Source organism: Pseudarthrobacter sp. S3, assembly GCF_050156905.1.
GTDB lineage: Bacteria > Actinomycetota > Actinomycetes > Actinomycetales > Micrococcaceae > Arthrobacter.
This window is the reverse complement of the sequence record NZ_CP189583.1, coordinates 3248550-3270789: the sequence shown is the minus strand read 5'-3', so window position 1 is coordinate 3270789 and position 22240 is coordinate 3248550. Positions and strand designations below refer to the sequence as shown.

Below are 22240 nucleotides of genomic sequence, written 5' to 3'. Positions count from 1 at the left end.
GTCAGCCGTTCATGGGCCCCTCGGCGTGGAGCTTCCCGGCCCCTTGGCCTTCAATGCGCACCGTGCAACGGACCACCAGCTTGCCCGGAGCGTGATCCAGCTCCACCAGGCTGTCATTTGCGCCCAGGGCCGTGAAAACCTCGGAGCCAGCAACCACGGTTACGCCCTTGGCCTTGGCGGTCTCCCTGGCATTCTCCAGTGCATCCTTCTCAAGGCCCGACACATACGCGCCATTCTTTTCCCGGGCGGGTTCGCCAAATGCCCAACCGAACAAGGTCCCTGTTTCCATGGCAACGATGTTACGCGTATCCGCTGTTGAAGACGGGGTTCCGTAATATTAGTAAGTGTGCTTACGATAGCGTGAGCATGAACGTCATGGACCAGTGAGAACCGCACCGGCGGCACCTCAGAACCAACTCAACGTAAGGAAGCTCATCATGGCAGGAAATCTTGTTGCCCGCTCCGTCCACGATCTGACGGCTGCGGCTTGGTTCGGCGGTTCACTCATGGGCGCCATCGGATTGAACGGTGCGGCCGCGGATGCCAAGGACCCGGCCGAACGGACCCGGCTCTCCAGTGCAGGCTGGATGAAGTGGGCGCCGGTCCAGACTGCGGCTTTCGCCTCGCATTTGCTGGCTGACCTCGCGATTGCCTTTGAGAACAAGGACCGCATCGCGAAGCAGGACGGCGTGGCGCGGGACACTGTGATCAAGACGGCGGTGACCCTGGCCGGCGCCGCCGTGACACTGTACGCCGGGCTTCTCGGCAAGAAGGTGGACCAGCTCGCGGACCAGGGCGGCGAGGGGGCCACGGAGCCCAGGGCAGGGGCCTCCGATGAGCTGAAGTCGGCGCAGCAGCAGCTCAAAATGCTGCAGTGGGCCATTCCTGCTTTCGCCGGTGCCGTGATTATCCTCGGTGCCAAGCATGGTGAGATGCAGCGGCCCAAGAACGTGTTCCAGGGCCTCCGCCCCTGACCGGCAGCGGCAGCCGCAGCACGCGGTAACGCCCGACGGCGGTTCGGCATCCAGGTGCCGGACCGCCGTCGTGCGCTGGACTTACGCCCGCAGCCACTCCGCGCAGGTGTTAAGGTTCTGGTTGACGCTGGCCACCGCGGAATCGGCGTCGTGGGCCTCGATGGCGTCCACCACGGCACCATGGCCTTCATTCGTGAGGCCGTCCAGCCTGCCCTTGCGCTGCTGTTTGAGCAGGTCCTGGTGGAACACGTCGCCGAAACTGACGTAGAGCTCGTGCAGCAGCGGGTTCCCGGAGGCTTTGGCAAGGCGCGCGTGGAAGGCCCAGTCCGCCCGGGCCCACCCCTCGAAGTCACCGGCGTTCCAGGCGACTTCCCGGGTGGCGAGCACCGTGCGCAGGTCGGCGACGTCGTCGGCCGTTGCATTCCGGGCCGCGAGGCGCGCCGCCTGCGTGTCAAGGCCGAGCCTGACCTCGAGGATGTGTTCGTCCGTGTGGTCCTGGTACATCCGCCGGGCGGCGCCGGACATCTCGCTGGTGGCGCGGACGTAGGTGCCGTCGCCGCGGCGGACCTCCAGCATCCCGCTATGCGCCAGGGCTTTGATGGCTTCGCGCAAAGTGCCGCGCGAGACCCCCAGGCCATGCATCAGCTCCGGCTCGGACGGGATGCGCTGGTCCAGGGGCCATTCGCCGGAGTGGACCATCTGACGGAGTTTGGCGGTGACCTCGTCGGCGAGGGGCTGGCGGGGTGAGGTGCTCAGGGTCATGGCGCCTACTTCTTCAGGGCGGACAAGGGGGCACGGGAGATGAGGTGTGCAACCACCACTTGGACCACGGCGAGGCCCAGCAGCAGTGCGAGGGGAAGCGTCCAGCCGCCAGTCCCGCTGAACAACAGGCCGGCACCGAAGGGGCCGGCCGTGGCCAGCAGGTAGCCGGTGGACTGCGCCAGCGTGGACAGGGCAGTGGTCTCCGCGGTGCTCGTCCCGCTCCGGCTGATCATCACCATCACCAGCGGGAAAATTCCCAGGCCGAAGCCAAGCAGGACGGTGGGGATGACGGCCAGGCCCACCGGCAGGAACATCAGAGCGGCCAGGCCGGCCACCATGGTGGTGCTGACCAGATACAACGCTGGCCGGAGCATCCGCGGCCGCGAGCCGATGGCGAGCAGCACCATGCCGGCCGGTACGGACATAAGCTGCATCAGCCCGTACATCAGGCCGCTGTCAGCTGAATTGATGCCCATGTTTATCAACATCGACGGGAACCAGCTGATCAGCGAGTACGCGAGGAGCGCCTGGAGGGCGAAGAGGGCGGTGAGAAGCTGGCCCTTCCGGGTGCGGAGCAGTGGCCATGGGGAGATGCGGGCAGCAGTGTTCCGGACGCTGTTGCGGTGCGCATGCAGAACAACGGGCAGGAAGCCCAGGAAGGCGGCCACGGCAAGGAATCCGATGGTGCCGACTGCGGCGGACGGTGAGCCGAGTGCCAACGCCAACGGGACGACGGCGACCGCGGTGACGGTGGCGCCGGTGGTCATGGTGACGGTGTAGAGCGCGGTCATCGCCGAGGTGCGGCTGGCGAAATGCTCGCGGATGAACGACGGCATAGCCACATTGCAGACCGCCAGGCCGGACATCCCGATTACGGTGCCCGCCACCAGCATGCCGGTTGCCGGGATCCCTCGGAGCAGCAGCCCGCCGGCCAGGAATCCGAGCGCCAGCAGGATTGCCTTCTCCACGCCCAGCCGTCCGGTCAGCCACGAGGTCGCGGCCCCCGCCACCGCAAAACAGAGCGTGGGGATGGACGGGATGATCGCTGCCACCAGCGGTCCGTAGCCAAGGACTTGCTGAAAATCGTGGAGGAGGGCCGACGCCGCCGCAATCCCCGCGCGCAGGTTCAGGCCAATAAGCACCAGCGCAATGACGCCGAACACGACGGCGGCACGCGGCTTGGGCGGCGCGTCGGACAGCGTCGGGGTACCGGAAGGGGAAACAGTCATGTCCTTAACGTTAGACGTCAGACGTTTGATGTCTAGGGTTCTGTGGCCAACCTCTCCCGGCTATTAATGATGCGGGCATAGACTCGGGCCACAAGAGTTCCGTCCCGGGCTCCTGAGAACTTGTCCAGCTGGATCTGGCGCCCATCATTGAGGAAGGACGGCCGGTCATGGCTTCGCAGGCAGTTGAGGTCGAAAAGAAGTACGACGTCGGCCCGGACGCCGAGGTGCCGGCGATCGCGGACATCCCCGGGGTGGCCCGCGTGGGGGAGCCACACGTGGACACCCTGGAAGCGGTGTACTTCGACACAGCAGGCCATACGCTCGCCGCCCGCGACATCACACTTCGCCGCCGCACCGGCGGAGTCGACGCCGGCTGGCACCTGAAGCTGACAGCGGAGGGCCCCCGGTCCGGCGACGGGGCCGGTGGCACGTCGGTCGTCTCCGGCTCGGAACCCCAGCGGCGCCGCGAGCTGCACGCCCCGCTGGGCCAGCCCGGCGTCGTTCCCGACAGCCTGTTGGCGCACGTGCTGGCGTACCTCCGGGGTGAGGATGCCGCCCCGGTGGTCCGGCTCGAAACCCGGCGCACCACTTATCCTTTGTACGGCGCGGACGGAGTCCACCTGGCGGATTTGGCCGATGACCGCGTGAGCGCAGAGTTGCTCGGCGCGGCAGATCTCGCTGCGGGCGGTGCTCCCGACCGTGCTCCCGACGTCGCTGAGGGCCGCGCGGCCGAGCCCGACGGGGAAGCCGCCCCTGACCGCAATACCCGTACACGGCAGTGGCGCGAATGGGAGCTCGAGCTGGTGCACGGGAGTCCTGACCTGTTCCCGGCCGCTGAGCAAATCCTGGCGGCCGCCGGGGCTCACCCCGCCAAACACGGCTCGAAGCTGGCAAAGGTCCTGGCGCTGCCTGCCACGGAGTCCGGTGCCGCGGCCGGGCCAAAAAGTCCCGGCAAGAAGGATCCGGTGTCAGACCTGCTGACCGCCTACCTGGCTGCGCAGATCCGCGAAATCCTGGCACATGATCCCGGCGTCCGGCTGGAGGAACCCGAGGCTGTGCACGATCTGCGGTCGGCCACCCGCCGGGCCCGTTCCGCGCTCGCAGCGTACCGCCGGCTCTACAGTCCCGTGGCCGGGCGGCGCCTCAGTGCCGAACTGAAATGGCTCGGCAGCGTGCTGGGGTCGCCCCGCGACGCCGAAGTGATGCTGGCTCGCCTGCTCGGGCACACGGCCGAACTGCCGCCCGGGCTGGCCTCGGCAGTGAAGGGCCGGCTGGACGATGAACTCGGCAACAGATTGAACAAGGCCTACCGGAAACTCCAGAAGGCACTGCTTTCCGAACGGTACTTCCGGCTCCTGGATGACCTGGAAGCCTTCCGTGACCACCCGCCGGTCCGGTCCGAAGGCGCAGCCCCGGCCCGTAAGGCGGCAGGGAAGCTGGTGGCCAAGGCCGCCAAACGCCTGCAGCGCGCAGCGAGGACGGCCAAACGTGCACGCCGGGGAGCGGACCACGAGACATGCCTTCACGACGTGCGCAAGGACGCCAAACGGCTGCGGCACGTGGCGGAGTCCGCAGCGCCGGTGCACGGTAAGCGCGCCGCGAAGATCGCCAAGGCCGCGCACCGCCAGCAGCAGGTCCTCGGAGACTTTCACGACAGCGTGGTGGCACGGGACCTGCTGGCCAAGCTTGCGGCCGCGCCGGACCTGCCCGAGGCTGTTGCGTCGGCCTACGTCACCCTCCATACGCGGCAGGTACAGCTCGCGGCCGACGCGGAAGCCGAGTACCGGAAGGAACGCAAGAAGTCCCGCCAACGCCTCCAACGCGGGGTCATTTAGCGCCCATCCGGGGCCGTAACATGGGCGCGATGTGACCCCGCGTTGCGGTCGTCAGGGGTGCCGCGCTCCGAGCCGCGACACGGCAAGCGACAGCCACAGCTGCACGCGGTCCGCTGTGACCGAAGGATCGTAGCCGGTGAGTTCGGTGATTTGCGCCAACCGGTACCGCACCGTGTTCCGGTGCAGGGTCAGGGCTTCGGCGACGGCGGCCACGGAACCGTTGTTGTTCAGGTAGCTTTCCAGGGTGGTCACCAGTTCCGCGCCGTGGGCAGCGTCGAAGGCGCGGAGTGGGTTCAACGACTCGTGTGCCATGTCAGCCAGCGGAACGTCTTCGCTGGCCAGCAACAGGGACGTCAGGCTCAGGCGTTCCGGCTCGTTAACCGGCAGGCCGTGGCTGGCCGCATCGCGCGCCTCGAAGTAGCTCCAGCGCAGGCCATTCGGCTTGGTGTACCCGCCGCCGATCCCGATCGTCGCGTGGATCCCTGCCTCAGCCAGGTGGTCGCTGAGGCGCCTGGCCAGCGCAGGTGCCGCACCGCCGTCGTCGTTGATCACCACCACCAGGTCCTTCCCGACGACGGCGGCCACCGCGTTCTCCAGCGGCTGCGGCACCGAGGTGCTCACCAGCGCCTTGTGATGGGCGGCGGACACCGCCAGCAGCACCACGTTTTTGCGCGTGCTGTTCAGGCCCACGCCGGCCAGGCGCCGCTGGGCCTCGCTGGTCTCCAGGGCGCCGTGGATGACGTCCTCGAGCACCTGCCCGCACAGGGCGCGCTGGGCCTGGCGCTGCTTGACCATGTTGTTCAGCTCCACGCTGATCAGGTTCTGGGCATAGCCGATGATCCCTGAATCCTCGAATGGCTGGCGGACCCACAGTGTGCAGGCATCGCGGCGGCCGGTGGGGATGGGGTAGGAGGACCACGTGTCAGCGGAGAGGAGCTCGGAGCTGCTGTTGTACAGGTGGGCGGTGAACTGGGTGAGGGCAATCTCCGTCCGCAGCATCCCGCCCAGGTGCTTCAGGAGTTGGGCGAGGCCGCCGCCGGTGAGGAGCGCGCGGGCCAGGACCTGGTGGCCCGCGATCAGACGTTCCAGCTTCGCGACATGATCCGCGGCCTGCGCTTCCGCCACCAGTTTGCCGATGGCAATGAACGGCGTTTCGTACGGCACCTGGACGATCGGCAGCCCCCAGCGGTTGGCCTCGGCAATCAGGGCCGGCGGGACGGCGTCGTGCGTCAGACCGGTCCCGAAGCCGATGCCCACGGCTCCGGCGCGCTGGACCTGCCGGACAAAGCGCCGCTGCTCGGGCGCGGACCGCAGGCGCATGCCGGTGGTCAGTACCAGTTCGCCGCCGCTGAGGAAGCGCTGCGGGTCTTCCAGTTCCGTGACGGCAACCCAGTTGATGTCCTCGTGCCAGGTGGTCTCGGCAAGGCCTGCATTGGAAAGGTGGAGGGAGTGCACGCCGAGCAGGGTGGCGAGGGAAATGGCCATGGTCCAAGGATAGACGGATGCTGGTCAACCGCACTAAACAGTGAGGCTAAGGGTGTGCAGGTGGCTATTCCCCGGGGTGAAGGTGCTGGCATAGGCTCAAGGCAGTCGCAACCATCCGCTTTGCAGCTTATGTTCCCTTATGAAAGAGGTTGTACACCGTGGTTCAAACCTTGCAGAACTTCATCAATGGTGAGTTCGTCACGCCTGCGGGCACCGACCTGCTGGACATCGTTAACCCCACCAACGGCGAGGTTGTGGCTCAGTCTCCTGTGTCCATCCAGGCCGACGTCGACGCTGCCATGACCGCGGCCAAGGACGCCTTCAAGACCTGGAAGCACGCCACCCCCGGGCAGCGCCAGTTGATGCTCCTCAAGCTCGCGGACGCCGTTGAGGCCAACAGTGACGAACTTGTGGAGGCCCAGCACCGCAACACCGGGCAGGTGCGCAGCCTGATCGCGTCCGAGGAAATTGCCGCAGGCGCGGACCAGCTCCGCTTCTTCGCCGGTGCCGCGCGCATCCTCGAGGGCAAGTCCGCGGGCGAGTACTTCGAAGGCCACACCTCCTATGTACGCCGCGAACCCATCGGCGTCGTGGCCCAGGTTGCCCCCTGGAACTACCCGTTCCTGATGGCCATCTGGAAGATCGGCCCCGCCCTCGCGGCCGGCAATACTGTGGTCCTCAAGCCGTCCGACACAACCCCGGAATCCACCCTGGTGCTGGCCCGCCTGGCCGGCGCCATCCTGCCCGCCGGCATCCTGAACGTCGTTCTGGGAACCGGCGCAACCGGTGCGATGATGGTGGAGCACCGGGTCCCCGGCCTGGTCTCCATCACGGGTTCCGTCCGGGCCGGCATCGCCGTTGCCTCCGGGGCCGCGAAGGGCCTCAAGCGCGCCCACCTGGAGCTCGGCGGCAAGGCCCCGGCCATCGTGTTCAAGGACGCGGACATCAAGAAGAGCGCCGCGGCCATCGCCGAGTTCGCCTTCTTCAACGCCGGCCAGGACTGCACCGCCATCACCCGTGTGCTGGTTGAGGATTCAGTCCACGACGACGTCGTGGCGGCCATGGTTGAGCACACCAGGACGCTGCACACCGGCTCGCAGAACGACGAAGACAACTACTTCGGCCCGCTGAACAACGTGAACCACTTCAACGCCGTCACCTCCGTGGTGGAGCACCTCCCGGAGAACTGCCAGATTGTTACGGGCGGGCACCGCGCCGGGGACAAGGGCTTCTTCTTCGAACCCACTATCGTCACCGGCGCCAAGCAGACGGACGACATCGTCCAGAAGGAAACCTTCGGCCCGGTCATCACCGTGCAGAAGTTCTCCTCCGAAGCGGAGGCACTCGAGCTGGCCAACGACGTCGAATACGCCCTCGCCTCCAGCGTCTGGACGTCCGATCACGGCACCGCCATGCGGATGAGCCGCGACCTGGACTTCGGCGCGGTCTGGATCAACACCCACATCCTCCTCACCGCCGAAATGCCGCACGGTGGCTTCAAGCAGTCCGGCTACGGCAAGGACCTCTCCATGTACGGCGTCGAGGACTACACCCGCATCAAGCACGTCATGAGCGCACTCGACGCCTAGCAACTCCCGGTGGTTGAGCTTGTCGAAACCAGGATCTCGACAGGCTCGATCACCGGGCCCTGAAAGGAAACCCCATGAGCACCACAGCAAGTGAAATCACCTTCCGCATGGAACAGAAGCGCCGTGTCCAGGCCGACTTCCCGGGCCCCAAGTCCATCGCCCTGACCGAGCGCCGCAAGGCAGTGGTCGCCGCTGGTGTTGCCTCCGCCGTTCCCGTCTACGTTGCGGACGCCGACGGCGGCATCATCCACGACGTCGACGGCAACTCCTTCATTGATCTCGGCTCGGGCATCGCGGTGACCAGCGTCGGCGCGTCCGATCCCGCCGTCGTCGGGGCCGTGAAGGAAGCGGTGGAGCACTTCACCCACACCTGCTTTATGGTCACTCCGTACGAAAGCTACGTTGCCCTCGCGGAGCAGCTCAACCGCCTGACCCCGGGTAGCCACGAGAAGCGGACCGTGCTGTTCAACTCCGGCGCCGAGGCTGTGGAGAACGCCATCAAGGTGGCCCGCCTCGCCACCGGGCGTGACGCCGTCGTCGCCTTTGACCACGCCTACCACGGCCGCACCAACCTGACCATGGCGCTGACCGCGAAGGCCATGCCGTACAAGACCAACTTCGGCCCGTTCGCGCCCGAGGTCTACCGCATGCCCATGAGCTACCCGTACCGCGAGGAGAACGCCTCGATCACCGGTGCGGAGGCCGCCAAGCGCGCCATTACCATGATCGAGAAGCAGATCGGCGGCGACCAGGTGGCCGCGATCATCATCGAACCCATCCAGGGCGAGGGCGGCTTCATTGTCCCGGCCGAGGGTTTCCTGCCGGCACTGGCCGCCTGGGCCAAGGCCAACGGCGTGGTGTTCATCGCCGACGAGGTCCAGTCCGGTTTCTGCCGCACCGGCGAATGGTTCGCGGTGGACCACGAGGACGTTGTCCCGGACATCATCACCATGGCCAAGGGCATCGCCGGCGGCATGCCGCTGTCCGCAATCACCGGCCGCGCGGACCTGCTCGACGCCGTCCACCCGGGCGGACTGGGCGGCACCTACGGCGGTAACCCGGTTGCCTGCGCTGCCGCGCTGGCCGCGATCGGCTCCATGGAGGAATACAACCTCGCCGGCCGCGCGCGCCACATCGAGCAGCTCGCCGCGGGACGCCTGCAGGAGCTGCAGGCTGAGCTCGCCGGCGCCGGGACTGCCGTGATCGGCGACATCCGTGGCCGCGGCGCGATGCTGGCCGTCGAACTGGTCCAGGCCGGTTCGAAGGAACCCAACCCCGAGCTGACCAAGGCCGTGGCCGCCGCCTGCCTCAAGGAAGGCGTCATCATCCTCACCTGCGGCACCTACGGCAACGTCATCCGCCTGCTGCCGCCGCTGGTCATCACCGACGACCTGCTGAACGACGGCCTGGACGTCCTCGCTGCGGCCATTAAGGCCAACGCTTAGGACCCAGCCCCACAGAGTTAGCGTCCCCTCGCAACGGCGCGAACGAACACTTGAGGCCCTGGAAACTCACGTTTCCAGGGCCTCAAGTGTTCGTTCGCGCTCGTTTCATGAGGCGCGTGCGAGTTTCCTTGCCATCGAGTTCTTGCGGGTTGCCCGGAGCATGTCGGCGGTCAGCAGCAGCAGGGCCAGCCACACCACCCCGAAGCCGATCCAGCGGCTAACGGTCATGGCTTCTTGGAACACCACCAGCGCCACGATGAACTGCAGGAGCGGGGCGACGTACTGCAGCAGCCCGAGGGTGGTCATGGGCAGCCGGCGGGCCGATGCGCCGAAGAACAGCAGCGGCACCGCAGTGATCACGCCGGAGGCCGCCAGGAGCCAGAAATGCCCGGGGCCCTGGCTGGCCAGGGTGGCCGAGCCGCTGACACCCAGGAACACCATGGTGGCCGCGGCGATCGGGGCCAGCACGATGGTTTCCAGGCTGAGGCTGGTCACCGCGTCCACTTTCGGGCCAACCCGTTTCTTCACAAACCCGTACAGCCCAAAGCTGAAGGCCAGCGTCAGCGCGATCCACGGCAGTTTGCCGTAGCTGACCGTCAGTACGCCTACTGCGACAAAACCAATCCCGACGGCGGCCCACTGGAGGGGGCGCAGCTTCTCCTTGAGGACGAACACACCCAGGAGGACCGAGACCAGCGGATTGATGAAGTAGCCCAGCGCGGCTTCGACAGCCTGGCCAGTGGTGACGCCGTAGGTGTACGTCAGCCAGTTCACGGCAATGAGGGCAGCCGCCAGGGCCAGTGAACCGAACACCGAGCGGTCCCGGAAGGCACGGGCCAGCGCGCGCCAGGACCGGGTGACGGTGATCAGGAGGATGCAGAAAAGCAGGGACCACACCACACGGTTGGCCACGATCTCCACCGCTCCGGCGGGCATCAGCGCAAAGAAGTACAGCGGAAGCAGCCCCCACAACCCGTACGCGCCGAACCCGAACAGGACTCCCGCCGTCGTCTCCTTGTCCACAGCCTTAAGACCGGATGGAGCGGTGACAGCGGTCTTGGGCAAGGAGTTCGTTTCAGGGGGAGTAGGCACCTAACCAATAACACCAGTTGTTGGACTCGTATTCCAGTCAATAGTCAGTACGCTGTCCTTCATGGAACCGATGAACTCCCAGGTGGCCGTCCCGTGAGGCTCCGCCGCAGCAACGCGAACGGCCGCGGCTACCGTCGCGTGCCCGCCGGGACGGGCTTCAGCTACCGGGACCTGGCCGGCTCCACGCTGCCGCCCGGGCCGGTCCGGGACAGGCTGGAGAGCATCGGCATCCCGCCGGCCTGGACCGATGTCTGGATTGCACCGTTCGACAACGGTCACATCCAGGCGACCGGCCTGGATGCGATGGGCCGGCGGCAGTACATCTACCACCCTGCCTGGCGCGAGCGGAAGGACCGGGTGAAGTTTGACCGCGCCCTGCAACTGGCCGAGTCGCTGCCCACCGCCCGCCGGCTGGTCACCCTGGACCTGCGCAGCGACGGTACCAGCCGCGAACGTGTACTGGCGGCGGCTTTCCGGATGCTGGACAGCGGGTCCCTGCGCGTGGGATCCGAGCGGTACACCAACGAGAACGGCAGCCGCGGCCTGGCCACGCTCCTGTGCGCGCATGTCCACGTCCGCAGGGAGTGCTTGGAGCTGAAGTTTCCGGCCAAGAGCGGCAAGGACTGGGAATCGGAAATCCACGACGCCGACCTCGCCGCCCTGGTGCGGACGCTTAAGCGCCGCGGTGGAAATGCCAGGCTGCTGGCGTACAAGGAGGGCCGGACCTGGCGGCCGGTCACCAGCGCGGACATCAATGCCTACGTCAAGGAGCGGACGGGCCTGGACTTCACCGCCAAGGACTTCCGGACGCTGCGCGGAACCGTGGCGGCCGCCGTCAGCTTGGCGCGCAGCGGCCCGCAGAGGACTGTTTCGGCGCGGAAGGGCGCCATCAGCGTGGCCATGCAGGAGGCTGCCGCGGTACTGGGGAACACGCCGTCCATCGCGCGCAAAAGTTATGTTGATCCCCGGCTGCTGGACCACTTTGCCGCGGGGGAGACCATCGACCCCAAACGCCTGGACTCCGCGGAGGCCGAGCTCCGGGCGCTGTTGTACCGGGAAGGCGACGTGGTGCCGCTGGAACACATTTAGAATGGGACATTGTGCGCAACTGCACTGCGCGCTGCACTGCGCGTCTCCGTCGCAATCTCCTCGTTCCAGAAGGGCTCCCGGTGTCCAACCCAGGCGAAACCACCTCCAAGCGTCCACTCCGCGTTGCCATTGTGGGTGCGGGGCCGGCAGGTGTTTATGCGGCGGACATCCTGACCAAGTCCAACGGTGTTAAGGACGGCGATTTTGAGGTCAGCATCGACCTTTTCGAGGCCTACCCTGCCCCGTACGGCCTGATCCGCTACGGCGTAGCGCCGGACCACCCCCGCATCAAGGGGATCGTGAACGCGCTGCACAAGGTCCTGGACCGGGGCGACATCCGCTTCCTGGGCAACGTCACGTACGGCCGCGACCTCACCCTCCATGACTTCCGGGCCTTCTACGACGCCGTAATTTTCTCCACCGGCGCCATCAAGGACGCCGATCTGCCTATCCCGGGCATCGACCTGGCGGGATCATTCGGCGGCGCCGACTTTGTGTCCTGGTACGACGGCCACCCCGATGTGCCCCGCGACTGGCCGCTGGAAGCCAAGGAAATCGCGGTGATCGGCAATGGGAACGTGGCGCTGGATGTGGCCCGGATGCTCGTCAAGCACGCCGAGGAACTCCTCACCACCGAGATCCCGGACAACGTCTACCAGGGCTTGAAGAACTCACCGGTCACGGACGTGCACGTCTTCGGCCGCCGTGGCCCGGCGCAGGTCAAGTTCACGCCGCTGGAGCTGCGCGAGCTGAGCCACATGAAGGACGTGGACATTGTCCTGTACCCGGAGGACTTTGAGTTCGATGAGGCTTCCGATGACGCCATCCGCAGCAACAACCAGATCAAAACCATGGTGAACACGCTGACCAACTGGCTCGTGGAAGAGCACGCCGAAGCGGAAGAACCGTCCTCACGCCGCCTGCACCTGCACTTCCTGCACAGCCCCGTTGAGGTCTACGAGGACCCCGACGACGGCGGGTCCGGCCAGGTGGCCGGCATCAAGTTTGAGCGGATGGAACTGGACGGCACCGGCAACGTCAAGGGCACGGGCGAGTTTGTGGACTACCCCGTCCAGGCCGTGTACCGAGCCATCGGCTACCACGGCTCGCCCCTGGACGAGCTGGAATACAACGCCAAACGCGGCGTGATCCCCAACGAGGGCGGCCGCGTGCTCGACGCCGACGGCAACCCCGTCCCCGGCATCTACGCCACCGGCTGGATCAAGCGAGGGCCGGTCGGCCTGATCGGCCACACCAAGGGCGACGCCCTGGAAACCATCGGCTTCCTGCTGGAGGACCGGCTCACGCTTCCCCCGGCCGAGAATCCTGATCCGCAGGCCATCATCGACCTCTTGCAGGAGCGCGGCATCGAGTTCACCACGTGGGAGGGCTGGATCAAGCTGGATGCGCACGAAGCAGCCCTCGGCGCCGCGTGGACCGAAGGTAAGCCGGGCACCGACGGGACCGCCGCCGTCGTGCGTGAACGCATCAAGGTAGTCCCGCGCGAGGAAATGATCAGCATCTCCCGCGCCTGACCCCCGCCCTCCCTCACTCCATCCCTAGGCGCGGGTGCGGGGCGGCGTTAGACTGGGCTAAACCCAGGCTGGCTGCAATGTGCCGCGCCTGCAAGCCGAGCGCAAGTGGGAGTTCGATGAGGAACCTGATCCTGCCGCCGGCATCTGACGGCGAAGCGACAGCGCTGGCCCAGCGTGATGCCCTGGCCGCGCATGAGCAGCTTGGCGCCCATGCATTTCCGGACGCGCCGGAAATCCCCGGGCTGCGCAGGCTGATCCGGGAATCCTGGCAGCGTTCCGTCAAACTGCAGGCCAACCCGGACAACCCTGAAGCACCCCTGGTTCTGGACACTGATGAGCTTGAGGAATACCGGCGGCAGCACCCCTTGGCCATCATCATGCCCGTGATCCACAAGCTCCTGGTCCAGCCCAGCCACGATAGCGGCCTGCTCGTTGCCGTCGGTGATGAGGTTGGCCGGCTGCTCTGGGTGGAAGGGGATCCCGCCCTGCAGCGCCGCGCCGAAGGCATGATGTTCGTCCCGGGCGCCGACTGGTCAGAGGCCACGGTGGGGACCAGTGCGCCCGGAACTGCCCTGGCCCTGGGCCGCGGGATCCAGATTTCCGGGGCGGAGCACTACCAGCGATCCGTCCACGCATGGAGCTGCACCGCCGTCCCGTTTCACGATCCGGATTCCGGTGCGCTGCTGGGCGTTGTGGACATCACGGGCAAAGCCAGTGCGGTGGCGGCCCACACGCTGTCCCTAGTAGAGGCGACCGTCGCTGCCGCTCAGGCGCAGCTCCGAGTTGAGCGCCTGCAGCTGGCGGCGACCCTAGCCAGCCGGCCGGCCCGACGGCGGAACACCAGTACAGCGTCTGGGGCACGGTCGGCCAGCTCGGATTCGACGCGGGCCGGGGGAGCCGGCGGTGCTAAGGAAGGCAGCCTGTACCGCAACAGCCTGCAGCTGCTGGGCCGTGACCAGGCGCTGCTCAGTATCGAAGGAAAAACGGTGGCGCTGTCCGCCCGCCACAGTGAAATCCTCGCCCTGCTCAGCACCCACCCCGCCGGGCTGAGCGCCGAGGAGCTCAGCTTCTTGCTCTACCCGGGCGACGGCCCCACCATGACGCTCCGCGCGGAAATGGTCCGGCTGCGCAAGATCCTCCAGCAGCTCAACCCGGCCGCCGTTCCGGAATCCCGGCCGTACAAACTCACCATGGACCTGGTCCCGGACAGCGGGCAGGTGCTGAACTGTCTGCAGCGCGGCGCCCACCGGATTGCACTTGAAATCTACCGCGGCGCCGTGCTGCCGCGCTCCGAAGCGCCGGGCATCATCGACCTCCGCGACAGGGTCTCCTCGCTCATGCGCGAAGCGGTCCTGACAGATGGCAGTGCCGAGACGCTGCTCAAATACGCTGCCCTCCCGGAGGCGAGGGACGACGTCGACGTCCGGACTGCGGCCCTGAAGCTGCTGCCGCTGCGCTCGCCGAAGCGGGCCGCCATCGTTGCGGACCTTGAGCGGCTGGAAGCTGAACTCAGCGCCTGACCACCGGGGCCGTGAGCTGGCTCACACCCGCGCAACCTGACTGCAACCTTCACACTCCTACGCTGAAACCAACGGCGGACGCCATCATCAGGCGCCACCTTTCATGCACAGCAAAGGAGCTAGCAATGACTGTTTACGCACAGCCCGGTACCGAGGGTTCGAAGGTCACGTTCAAGGACCGCTATGAGAACTGGATCGGCGGCGAGTGGGTTGCCCCCGTCAAGGGCCAGTACTTCGAGAACATCACACCCGTCACCGGCAAGGTCTTCTGCGAAGTGGCACGCGGCACCGCGGAAGACATTGAACTCGCCCTGGACGCGGCCCACAAGATTGCACCGTCCTGGGGCAAGACCTCCGTGGCCGAGCGCGCCGCGGTCCTGAACAAGATCGCCGACCGCATCGACGAGAACCTCGAGATGCTCGCCGTCGCCGAATCGTGGGACAACGGCAAGCCCATCCGCGAAACCTTGAACGCAGACATCCCGCTTGCGGCGGATCACTTCCGCTACTTCGCTTCCGCCGTCCGCGCCCAGGAGGGCCGGCTTTCACAGCTCGACGACGACACCACCGCCTATCACTATCACGAGCCCCTCGGCGTCGTGGGCCAGATCATCCCGTGGAACTTCCCCATCCTGATGGCCGTTTGGAAGCTTGCCCCCGCCCTCGCAGCCGGCAACGCCGTGGTCCTCAAGCCCGCAGAGCAGACGCCGTCGTCCATTCTGGTCCTGATGGAACTCATCGGTGACCTGCTGCCCGCCGGTGTGCTCAACGTGGTCAACGGCTTCGGCGTCGAGGCCGGCAAGCCGCTCGCGTCCAGCCCGCGGATCCGCAAGATCGCCTTCACCGGCGAAACCTCCACGGGCCGCCTGATCAGCCAGTATGCGTCCCAGAACCTGATCCCCGTCACCCTCGAGCTCGGCGGCAAGAGCCCGAACATCTTCTTCAACGATGTTGCCGAGTCCGATGACGCGTTCTACGACAAGGCCCAGGAGGGCTTCGCGCTCTTCGCCTTCAACCAGGGTGAGGTGTGCACCTGCCCGTCCCGCGCCCTGGTCCAGGAGGACATCTATGATTCCTTCATGGCCGACGCCGTGGCCCGGGTGGAGAAAATCATCCAGGGCAACCCGCTGGACACCGAAACCCAGCTCGGAGCACAGGCCTCCAACGACCAGCTTGAGAAGATCCTCTCCTACATTGACATCGGCAAGCAGGAGGGTGCCAAGGTGCTTACCGGCGGCGCCCGCGCCGAAATGCCCGGCGACCTGGCCGGCGGATATTACGTTCAGCCCACCGTTTTCGAGGGCCACAACAAGATGCGGATCTTCCAGGAGGAGATCTTCGGACCTGTTGTGTCTGTAGCCCGGTTCAGCGACTACGACGACGCAATGGAAATCGCCAACGACACCCTCTACGGGCTTGGCGCCGGCGTCTGGTCGCGTAACGGCAACGTCGCCTACCGCGCCGGGCGCGAGATCCAGGCCGGCCGTGTCTGGGTCAACAACTACCACGCCTACCCGGCTGGCGCCGCGTTCGGCGGGTACAAGTCCTCCGGCATCGGACGTGAAAACCACTCCATGATGCTGGACCACTACCAGCAGACCAAGAACCTGCTGGTCAGCTACAACGAGAACAAGCTCGGCTTCTTCTAAGCCCTCAGGAAGGCAGCACCACCTCCACCGCTCCAACGCTTTATCAACGCAAGGATTTCGCCAATGACGACGACAATGCAAGCAGCAGTAGTAACCGAGTTCGGCAAGGATCTTCAGATCCAGACCCTCCCCATTCCAACCCCGGGCCGGGGTGAGGCGCTGGTCAAGGTCATCACCACCGGCGTCTGCCACACCGACCTCCACGCGGCGGCGGGCGACTGGCCGGTCAAGCCGACACCACCGTTCATCCCCGGCCACGAAGGCGTAGGGGAAGTGGTTGCCCTGGGCGAAGGGGTCACCGACCTGGCTGTCGGCGACCTCGTCGGCAACGCCTGGCTCTGGTCCGCCTGCGGCGACTGCCAGTACTGCCGGACCGGCTGGGAGACCCTCTGCGAAGTGCAGAAGAACGCCGGCTACAGTGTGGACGGTTCCTTCGGGGAGTACATGCTCGTCGACACGCGTTTTGCCGCCCGCATCCCGGCGGGCTCGGACCCCGTTGAAATCGCCCCGGTGCTTTGCGCCGGCGTCACGGTCTACAAGGGTCTGAAGATGACCGAAGCCAGGCCCGGACAGTGGGTCACCATTTCCGGCATCGGCGGTCTCGGGCACATTGCTGTCCAGTACGCCGTGGCGATGGGCCTGCGGGTAGCGGCCGTGGATATCGCGGACGACAAACTTGCCCTGGCCAAGAAGCATGGTGCGGAGCTTACCGTCAACGCGCTGCACGAAGATCCCGCTGAAGTTATCCAACGCGAAACCGGAGGTTGCCATGGAGTACTGGTCACCGCAGTACACCCGTCTGCTTTTGGCCAGGCGATCGGCATGGCGCGTCGGGGCGGGACGATTGTGTTCAACGGCCTGCCGCCGGGCGACTTCCCGGCACCGATCTTCGAGATTGTGCTCAAGGGCCTGACCGTCCGCGGCTCGATCGTGGGGACCCGGCAGGACTTGGAGGAAGCACTCGAGTTCTACGCCGAGGGCAAGATCCATCCCACGGTGTCCACCCGGGAACTCTCCGAGGTCAACGCCGTTCTTGACGAGATGAAACACGCCAAGATCGACGGCCGCGTCGTCATCAAGTACTGATGATGGAGGCGAGGCTTGACGCGGCAGTGACGCTGCCCGGGGAGGACATCTCCCGCGTGGCGCTCACGGCCGAGGCCCTGGAACTGCTCAGGAAACTATGGGGCCAGCACGGACCCCTCATGTTCCACCAGTCCGGCGGCTGCTGCGACGGGTCCTCGCCAATGTGTTATCCGGCCGGGGAGTTCATCACCGCGGAAGCTGACGTCCTCCTGGGGCTGTTCGACATCGCCGACGGCCTGGAGCCGCGGCCCCTCGAGTTCTGGATGTCCAAGGAGCAGTTCAACTACTGGAGCCACACCCATCTGACCGTGGACGTGGTCCAGGGCCGGGGGAGCGGATTCTCGGTTGAGTCGCCGGAAGGCAAACGATTCCTGATCCGGTCAAAGCTGATGGACTGGCCCGTCTAAACGGTTCGATCGAAAGGCCCTTGAGGTCCTCTAAAGGAGGGCTTCAGGGGCCTTTTCGCAATTATCTTCGGCATTAGTTGCGTCTCACCATGCGGGACGGGTGTGAACGTCCAGTGAGTGGACAAGTATCGTTGATGGGTCTGTTTCCAACACAAATCAGGATTGTGGAATTCCTTATGAACCTTCTCCGGACCAAATCCATCGAGCAGTCCATAGCCGACGCCGATGAACCCGGACGCAAGCTCAAGCGGTCGCTGAGCAGCTGGGACCTGATGATCATGGGTGTCGCCGTCGCCGTCGGCGCCGGTATCTTCTCGGTGGGCGCCAAGGCCGCGGCCAACTTCTCCGGCCCCGCCGTGACGCTGTCCTTCGCCGTTGCCGCCGTGACGTGTGCACTGGCCATCATGTGCTACGCCGAGTTTGCGACCGCTATTCCGGTCGCCGGGTCGGCCTACGTCTTCACGTACGCCACCATGGGCGAACTGCTCGCCTGGATCATCGGCTGGAACCTGATCCTGGAACTGTTCACCGCTGCGGCAGTGATCGCCAAGTATTGGGGCATCTACCTCAGCAAGGTGTTTGCACTGATGGGCGCCGACGTCCCGCCGGCGCTGTCGCTCGGCGGCGTGGACCTCTACTGGGGCGCGTTCCTGATCGTTGCCGTCTTCACTGTGCTCCTGGTTATGGGCACCAAGCTCTCCGCCCGCGTGGGAAACGTCTTCACCCTGATTAAGATCGCCGTGGTGCTGTTTGTGATCGTGGTGGGCTTCACGTACGTGAAGTTCGAGAACTACGTGCCGTTTGTGCCTGCGGCGGAACCCACTGCCGGCGGCGCCGCGGATGTCCTGAAGCAGTCATTCTTCGGCTTCCTCACCGGCGCCGCGCCTGCACAGTACGGCACTCTGGGGATCTTCGCCGGCGCTGCCCTGGTGTTCTTCGCCTTCATCGGCTTTGACGTCGTGGCCACGTCCGCGGAGGAAGTCAAGAACCCGCAGAAGACCCTGCCGCGCGGCATCTTCGGCGGCCTGGCCGTGGTGACGCTGCTATACATCCTGGTGTCCCTCGCGCTCACCGGCATGGTGTCCTACACGGACCTCGCGGCAGCTGAAACCCCCACCCTCACCACCGCATTCGAGGCCGTCGGCAACACCACCGCGGCCAAGGTCATCGCCTTCGGCTCCCTGATCGGCCTCACCACCGTCATCATGGTGCTGCTGATGGGGCTGTCCCGCGTGGTGCTGGCCATGAGCCGCGACGGGCTGCTGCCCCGCGCACTGTCCAAGACCAGCGAAAAGCGTTCGACGCCGGTCCGCCTCCAGATCATCTGCGGCGCCGCAGTGGCACTTGTGGCCGGCCTGACCAACGTGGACCTGCTGGAGGAAATGATCAACATCGGCACTCTGTCCGCGTTTGTGGTGGTGAGCCTGGGCATCCTGGTGCTGCGCAAAAAGCGCCCGGACCTGAAGCCGTCTTTCCGCGTTCCGTTCGGCAAGGTCCTCCCGGTGGTTTCGGCCGTCCTGTGCCTGTACCTGATGACGAACCTCGCCGTGGAGACCTGGATCTTTTTCGCCGGCTGGCTGGTCATCGGCGTGGTGATCTATTTCGCCTACGGTCAGCGGCACTCCCGCCTGAACGAAAGGTTCGCCGAAGCAAAGTCCGCCGTGGACGCCACGGAATCCAGCGCGGACGCCGCCCTTGCCGGCCGTGCAGCAGCCGAGGACGAAGCCCTCAGCCGCCAGTAGGCCCGTACCCGCGCAGTCAGGGCGCCGCGTGCCGACCTACCCAGTCCACCAGGGGCCGCAGCTCGTCCCATAGCCCCGCGATTTCCCGAGCCGCGGCCGATGAATCCAGCCACTCCGGCTGGCCCAGCTCGATGCCGGCGGACAGCGATCTGTGCTTCAGCAGCTCCGCCCGGGGATGGTCCTTGTCGAAACCGCGCGGCACTGTCTTGAGCTTTTCGCCTTCCACGACAAAGCCCGCGGCAGCCACGGACTCCACGATGTGCCGCAGCGATTCACCGGTCCCGGAAGCATCAACCGAGTTCCGGAAGCGGGACAGCTGGGCTGGCGAACTGGTGTGGCAGCCGCCGCCCACCAGCAGCCCCTCGGCGCTCACCTGGACGTAATATCCCACGCCTTCCTGGGACGACGCGAACGCTCCTTGGGAAGTCTTGTACGGCGATTTGTCTTGGGAGAACCTGATGTCCCGGTTGGGCCGGAAGATCTTGCCCGGCCCGAACCGGGGCTCCAGTTCGGCCAGCAGGGCCGTGACCGGATCCCGCACGAGGGTGTTGTAGCTGTCCTTGTGTTCCAGCCACCACTCCCGGTTGTTGTTGTGCTCAAGCTCGGCATAGAACTCGAATGCCCCTGCAGGGATGCCCTGGAATGTACTCATGCAGTGATCCTAGGTACCACCGGGCGGCCCCGGCCAGAGGCATTGTCCCTATGTGGAAACAAAAGGCTGGGGAACAAGAGAGATGCGGAAACACGTCCGCCCCGCCACGAAACCGTGACGGGGCGGGCGTTGCACCACAAGGGGCGGAGAAACTAGCCGATCTTGTTGGCAGCCTCAGCGTCGGAATCAGGGGAGCCCGTGCCCAGGTTGGCGCGCAGCTTGGCGCCGAGTTCGGCGTCCACGTTGGTCCAGTACTGGATGGCTCGTTCCTTGATCTCGGCGATCTTCACGCCGCCCACAGCACCGGTGATGGTGTCCAACAGGCGGGCCTTGGCGCCGTCGTCGAACACCTCGCGGTACAGGGTGCCGGCCTGGACGAAGTCGCCGTCCTCGGCGTGCAGGGAGTGTGCGGAGAGCGTAAGCTCGCCGTCGTTCTCCCAGCCACCGGCCGGGGAAGCCGGCTCAACGGCAGCGGGACCGTTAAAGGAGTTCGGCGCGTAAACCGGTACGGAGGGGGCGTTGAAGTGGTAACGCCCGGCACCGTCCTGGCTGTAGTTGTTGACCTGGTTCTTCGGCTGGTTAACCGGGATCTGCGCGTGGTTGGTGCCCACGCGGTAGCGGTGTGCGTCGGCGTAGGAGAAGATGCGGGCCTGCAACATCTTGTCCGGGGAAGCGGCGATACCGGGCACGAAGTTCGACGGCGCGAAGGTGGCCTGTTCGATCTGCGAGAAGTAGTTCTCCGGGTTCTTGTTCAGCTCCATGGTGCCCACGTGGATCAGCGGGTAGTCCGTGTGCGGCCACACCTTGGTGAGGTCGAACGGGTTGAAGCGGTAGCCCTTGGCATCTTCGTACGGCATGACCTGGACGTGCAGTTCCCAGGACGGGAAGTTGCCCTCGGCGATGTTTTCCTGCAGGTCGCGGATGTAGAAGTCCGCGTCCGAGCCGGCCAGCTCTTCAGCCTGGTCGCCGGACATGGTCTTGACGCCCTGGTTGGACTTGAAGTGGTACTTGACCCAGAAGCGCTCGCCCGCGGCGTTGATCCACTGGTAGGTGTGCGAGCCGTAGCCCTGCATTTCACGCCAGGACGCCGGCAGGCCGCGGTCGCCCATGAGCCAGGTGACCTGGTGTGCGGACTCGGGGGACAGGGTCCAGAAGTCCCACTGCATGTCTGCGTCGCGCAGGTGGGTGCCCGGGAGGCGCTTCTGCGAGTGGATAAAGTCCGGGAACTTGATGCCGTCGCGGATGAAGAAGACGGGGGTGTTGTTGCCCACGAGGTCGTAGTTGCCCTCGGAGGTGTAGAACTTGACAGCGAAACCGCGGGGGTCGCGCCAGGTGTCCGGGGAGCCTGCTTCGCCGGCGACGGAGGAGAAGCGGATCAGCATCTCGGTTTCGACGCCCGGCTGCAGGAACGCGGCCTTAGTGTACTTGGAGATGTCCGAGGTGGCCTTGAACGTACCGAACGCGCCGCCGCCCTTGGCGTGCACTACGCGCTCCGGCACCCGCTCGCGGTTGAACTGGGCGAGCTTTTCGATCAGGTAGTGGTCCGTGAGGATGATAGCGCCGTCGGCACCGACGGACTGTGCGTGCGCGTCGGAAGTGACGGGCGCGCCGGACTGGGTTGTTGAGATGTTCGCAGTCATATTTCTCCTATTTCTCGATTACTTGTGAGGGACGTTCAGAAGGAAGTTTTTGGGACGCCTGGCAGTCCTGGCAGATGCCCTGGTACATCACGTCGGCGATCTGGATGGTCATCGGCTTGGAGTTCTCATCCCAATGCGGGGTGAGGCAGGGCGCGTGTCCGACAGCGCAGTCGACGTCCTCCACGCGGCCGCAGCTGATGCAGATGGCGTGGTGGTGGTTGTCACCGACGCGGGTCTCGTACAGGGCCGGGGAATGCGGCGGTTCGAAGCGGCGCAGCATGTGCAGATCGGTCAGGTCGCCGAGGACCACGTATACGGATTGCGCGGTCAGCTCCGGAAGCTCGGTGCGCGCGGCGGCCAGGATGCTCTCCGCGGGGGAGTGCGGGTGATGTTCGACGGCGGTGAGCACGGCGAGCCGCTGCCTGGTCACCCGGCGGCCGTGGGCGCGCAGGGCTGCAGCCCATGCATCGTGGCCGCCAAAGTGTTCCGTCATGCCTCTATTGAAACAC

19 protein-coding genes are annotated in these 22240 nt (G+C 65.9%); 11 read left to right on the top strand and 8 right to left on the bottom strand.

What is annotated here, in order from left to right; translation table 11 throughout:
• Position 1: 1 nt before the first annotated feature.
• Positions 2 to 289, bottom strand: coding sequence for a hypothetical protein (locus ACQCSV_RS15710; protein ID WP_426938747.1), 288 nt, complete (start codon positions 287 to 289; stop codon positions 2 to 4).
• A gap of 148 nt (positions 290 to 437) precedes the next feature.
• Here ACQCSV_RS15710 and ACQCSV_RS15705 point away from each other — a divergent pair, with 148 nt between their 5' ends.
• Positions 438 to 974 (top strand): hypothetical protein, encoded by a 537-nt coding sequence (locus ACQCSV_RS15705; RefSeq protein WP_426938746.1) that lies wholly within the window; start codon positions 438 to 440, stop codon positions 972 to 974.
• Positions 975 to 1055: 81 nt separating this feature from the next.
• Here the strand turns inward: ACQCSV_RS15705 and ACQCSV_RS15700 are convergent, their stop codons facing one another.
• The gene (locus tag ACQCSV_RS15700) at positions 1056 to 1736 is read right to left on the bottom strand and encodes a FadR/GntR family transcriptional regulator (protein ID WP_426938745.1); all 681 of its coding nucleotides are present in this window, start codon (positions 1734 to 1736) and stop codon (positions 1056 to 1058) included.
• A gap of 5 nt (positions 1737 to 1741) precedes the next feature.
• Complete coding sequence (locus ACQCSV_RS15695) at positions 1742 to 2965, bottom strand: MFS transporter (RefSeq protein WP_426938744.1); 1224 nt, start codon at positions 2963 to 2965, stop codon at positions 1742 to 1744.
• 167 nt (positions 2966 to 3132) lie between these two features.
• On the opposite strand from ACQCSV_RS15695, the gene ACQCSV_RS15690 reads away from it, so the two are divergent.
• Positions 3133 to 4800 (top strand): CHAD domain-containing protein, encoded by a 1668-nt coding sequence (locus tag ACQCSV_RS15690; protein ID WP_426938743.1) that lies wholly within the window; start codon positions 3133 to 3135, stop codon positions 4798 to 4800.
• Between the two features lie 51 nt (positions 4801 to 4851).
• Here the strand turns inward: ACQCSV_RS15690 and ACQCSV_RS15685 are convergent, their stop codons facing one another.
• Positions 4852 to 6285 carry a PucR family transcriptional regulator gene (locus ACQCSV_RS15685; RefSeq protein WP_426938742.1) on the bottom strand — a complete coding sequence of 478 codons (1434 nt, stop codon included), beginning with the start codon at positions 6283 to 6285 and terminating at the stop codon, positions 4852 to 4854.
• Positions 6286 to 6443: 158 nt separating this feature from the next.
• On the opposite strand from ACQCSV_RS15685, the gene ACQCSV_RS15680 reads away from it, so the two are divergent.
• Positions 6444 to 7874: a gamma-aminobutyraldehyde dehydrogenase gene (locus ACQCSV_RS15680; protein WP_426938741.1), complete on the top strand. Its 1431-nt coding sequence runs from the start codon at positions 6444 to 6446 to the stop codon at positions 7872 to 7874.
• Positions 7875 to 7948: 74 nt separating this feature from the next.
• Positions 7949 to 9319: a 4-aminobutyrate--2-oxoglutarate transaminase gene (gabT, locus tag ACQCSV_RS15675; RefSeq protein ID WP_426938740.1), complete on the top strand. Its 1371-nt coding sequence runs from the start codon at positions 7949 to 7951 to the stop codon at positions 9317 to 9319.
• A gap of 105 nt (positions 9320 to 9424) precedes the next feature.
• Here gabT and rarD read toward each other — a convergent pair whose 3' ends face one another.
• Positions 9425 to 10411, bottom strand: coding sequence for an EamA family transporter RarD (rarD, locus tag ACQCSV_RS15670; RefSeq protein WP_426938739.1), 987 nt, complete (start codon positions 10409 to 10411; stop codon positions 9425 to 9427).
• 93 nt (positions 10412 to 10504) lie between these two features.
• On the opposite strand from rarD, the gene ACQCSV_RS15665 reads away from it, so the two are divergent.
• From ACQCSV_RS15665 to ACQCSV_RS15635, 7 genes are all read left to right on the top strand, one after another.
• Positions 10505 to 11500, top strand: coding sequence for a DNA topoisomerase IB (locus tag ACQCSV_RS15665; protein WP_426938738.1), 996 nt, complete (start codon positions 10505 to 10507; stop codon positions 11498 to 11500).
• An 80-nt stretch (positions 11501 to 11580) separates the two neighbouring features.
• The gene (locus tag ACQCSV_RS15660) at positions 11581 to 13035 is read left to right on the top strand and encodes an FAD-dependent oxidoreductase (protein ID WP_426938737.1); all 1455 of its coding nucleotides are present in this window, start codon (positions 11581 to 11583) and stop codon (positions 13033 to 13035) included.
• A 116-nt stretch (positions 13036 to 13151) separates the two neighbouring features.
• Positions 13152 to 14555, top strand: coding sequence for a GAF domain-containing protein (locus ACQCSV_RS15655; protein WP_354153236.1), 1404 nt, complete (start codon positions 13152 to 13154; stop codon positions 14553 to 14555).
• A 125-nt stretch (positions 14556 to 14680) separates the two neighbouring features.
• Positions 14681 to 16204 (top strand): acetaldehyde dehydrogenase ExaC, encoded by a 1524-nt coding sequence (exaC, locus tag ACQCSV_RS15650; RefSeq protein ID WP_354153237.1) that lies wholly within the window; start codon positions 14681 to 14683, stop codon positions 16202 to 16204.
• Between the two features lie 63 nt (positions 16205 to 16267).
• Entirely contained in the window at positions 16268 to 17290 is a 1023-nt protein-coding gene (gene adhP, locus ACQCSV_RS15645; RefSeq protein ID WP_354153238.1) for an alcohol dehydrogenase AdhP, read from the top strand.
• Positions 17290 to 17697: a DUF779 domain-containing protein gene (locus ACQCSV_RS15640; RefSeq protein WP_354153239.1), complete on the top strand. Its 408-nt coding sequence runs from the start codon at positions 17290 to 17292 to the stop codon at positions 17695 to 17697. The genes adhP and ACQCSV_RS15640 overlap by 1 nt, the downstream gene beginning before the upstream one ends.
• 176 nt (positions 17698 to 17873) lie before the next feature.
• On the top strand, positions 17874 to 19439 hold the full coding sequence (locus tag ACQCSV_RS15635; RefSeq protein ID WP_426938736.1) for an APC family permease: 1566 nt from the start codon (positions 17874 to 17876) through the stop codon (positions 19437 to 19439).
• Positions 19440 to 19455: 16 nt separating this feature from the next.
• Here the strand turns inward: ACQCSV_RS15635 and ACQCSV_RS15630 are convergent, their stop codons facing one another.
• From ACQCSV_RS15630 to ACQCSV_RS15620, 3 genes are all read right to left on the bottom strand, one after another.
• Positions 19456 to 20091 (bottom strand): DUF2461 domain-containing protein, encoded by a 636-nt coding sequence (locus tag ACQCSV_RS15630; RefSeq protein ID WP_426938735.1) that lies wholly within the window; start codon positions 20089 to 20091, stop codon positions 19456 to 19458.
• Between the two features lie 152 nt (positions 20092 to 20243).
• Complete coding sequence (locus ACQCSV_RS15625) at positions 20244 to 21731, bottom strand: catalase (RefSeq protein ID WP_354153242.1); 1488 nt, start codon at positions 21729 to 21731, stop codon at positions 20244 to 20246.
• Between the two features lie 7 nt (positions 21732 to 21738).
• Positions 21739 to 22224: a Fur family transcriptional regulator gene (locus ACQCSV_RS15620; RefSeq protein ID WP_354153243.1), complete on the bottom strand. Its 486-nt coding sequence runs from the start codon at positions 22222 to 22224 to the stop codon at positions 21739 to 21741.
• Between the last annotated feature and the right edge of the window lie 16 nt (positions 22225 to 22240).

Bases quoted from the DNA above. Each gene is read 5' to 3' on its own strand.
- ACQCSV_RS15710 (WP_426938747.1), bottom strand. From the start codon at position 289: ATGGAAACAGGGACCTTGTTCGGTTGGGCATTTGGCGAACCCGCCCGG.
- ACQCSV_RS15685 (WP_426938742.1), bottom strand. From the start codon at position 6,285: ATGGCCATTTCCCTCGCCACCCTGCTCGGCGTGCACTCCCTCCACCTT.
- gabT (WP_426938740.1), top strand. From the start codon at position 7,949: ATGAGCACCACAGCAAGTGAAATCACCTTCCGCATGGAACAGAAGCGC.
- ACQCSV_RS15695 (WP_426938744.1), bottom strand. From the start codon at position 2,965: ATGACTGTTTCCCCTTCCGGTACCCCGACGCTGTCCGACGCGCCGCCC.
- ACQCSV_RS15635 (WP_426938736.1), top strand. From the start codon at position 17,874: ATGAACCTTCTCCGGACCAAATCCATCGAGCAGTCCATAGCCGACGCC.
- ACQCSV_RS15630 (WP_426938735.1), bottom strand. From the start codon at position 20,091: ATGAGTACATTCCAGGGCATCCCTGCAGGGGCATTCGAGTTCTATGCC.
- ACQCSV_RS15690 (WP_426938743.1), top strand. From the start codon at position 3,133: ATGGCTTCGCAGGCAGTTGAGGTCGAAAAGAAGTACGACGTCGGCCCG.
- ACQCSV_RS15640 (WP_354153239.1), top strand. From the start codon at position 17,290: ATGATGGAGGCGAGGCTTGACGCGGCAGTGACGCTGCCCGGGGAGGAC.
- exaC (WP_354153237.1), top strand. From the start codon at position 14,681: ATGACTGTTTACGCACAGCCCGGTACCGAGGGTTCGAAGGTCACGTTC.
- adhP (WP_354153238.1), top strand. From the start codon at position 16,268: ATGACGACGACAATGCAAGCAGCAGTAGTAACCGAGTTCGGCAAGGAT.
- ACQCSV_RS15620 (WP_354153243.1), bottom strand. From the start codon at position 22,224: ATGACGGAACACTTTGGCGGCCACGATGCATGGGCTGCAGCCCTGCGC.
- ACQCSV_RS15625 (WP_354153242.1), bottom strand. From the start codon at position 21,731: ATGACTGCGAACATCTCAACAACCCAGTCCGGCGCGCCCGTCACTTCC.
- ACQCSV_RS15700 (WP_426938745.1), bottom strand. From the start codon at position 1,736: ATGACCCTGAGCACCTCACCCCGCCAGCCCCTCGCCGACGAGGTCACC.
- ACQCSV_RS15705 (WP_426938746.1), top strand. From the start codon at position 438: ATGGCAGGAAATCTTGTTGCCCGCTCCGTCCACGATCTGACGGCTGCG.
- ACQCSV_RS15655 (WP_354153236.1), top strand. From the start codon at position 13,152: ATGAGGAACCTGATCCTGCCGCCGGCATCTGACGGCGAAGCGACAGCG.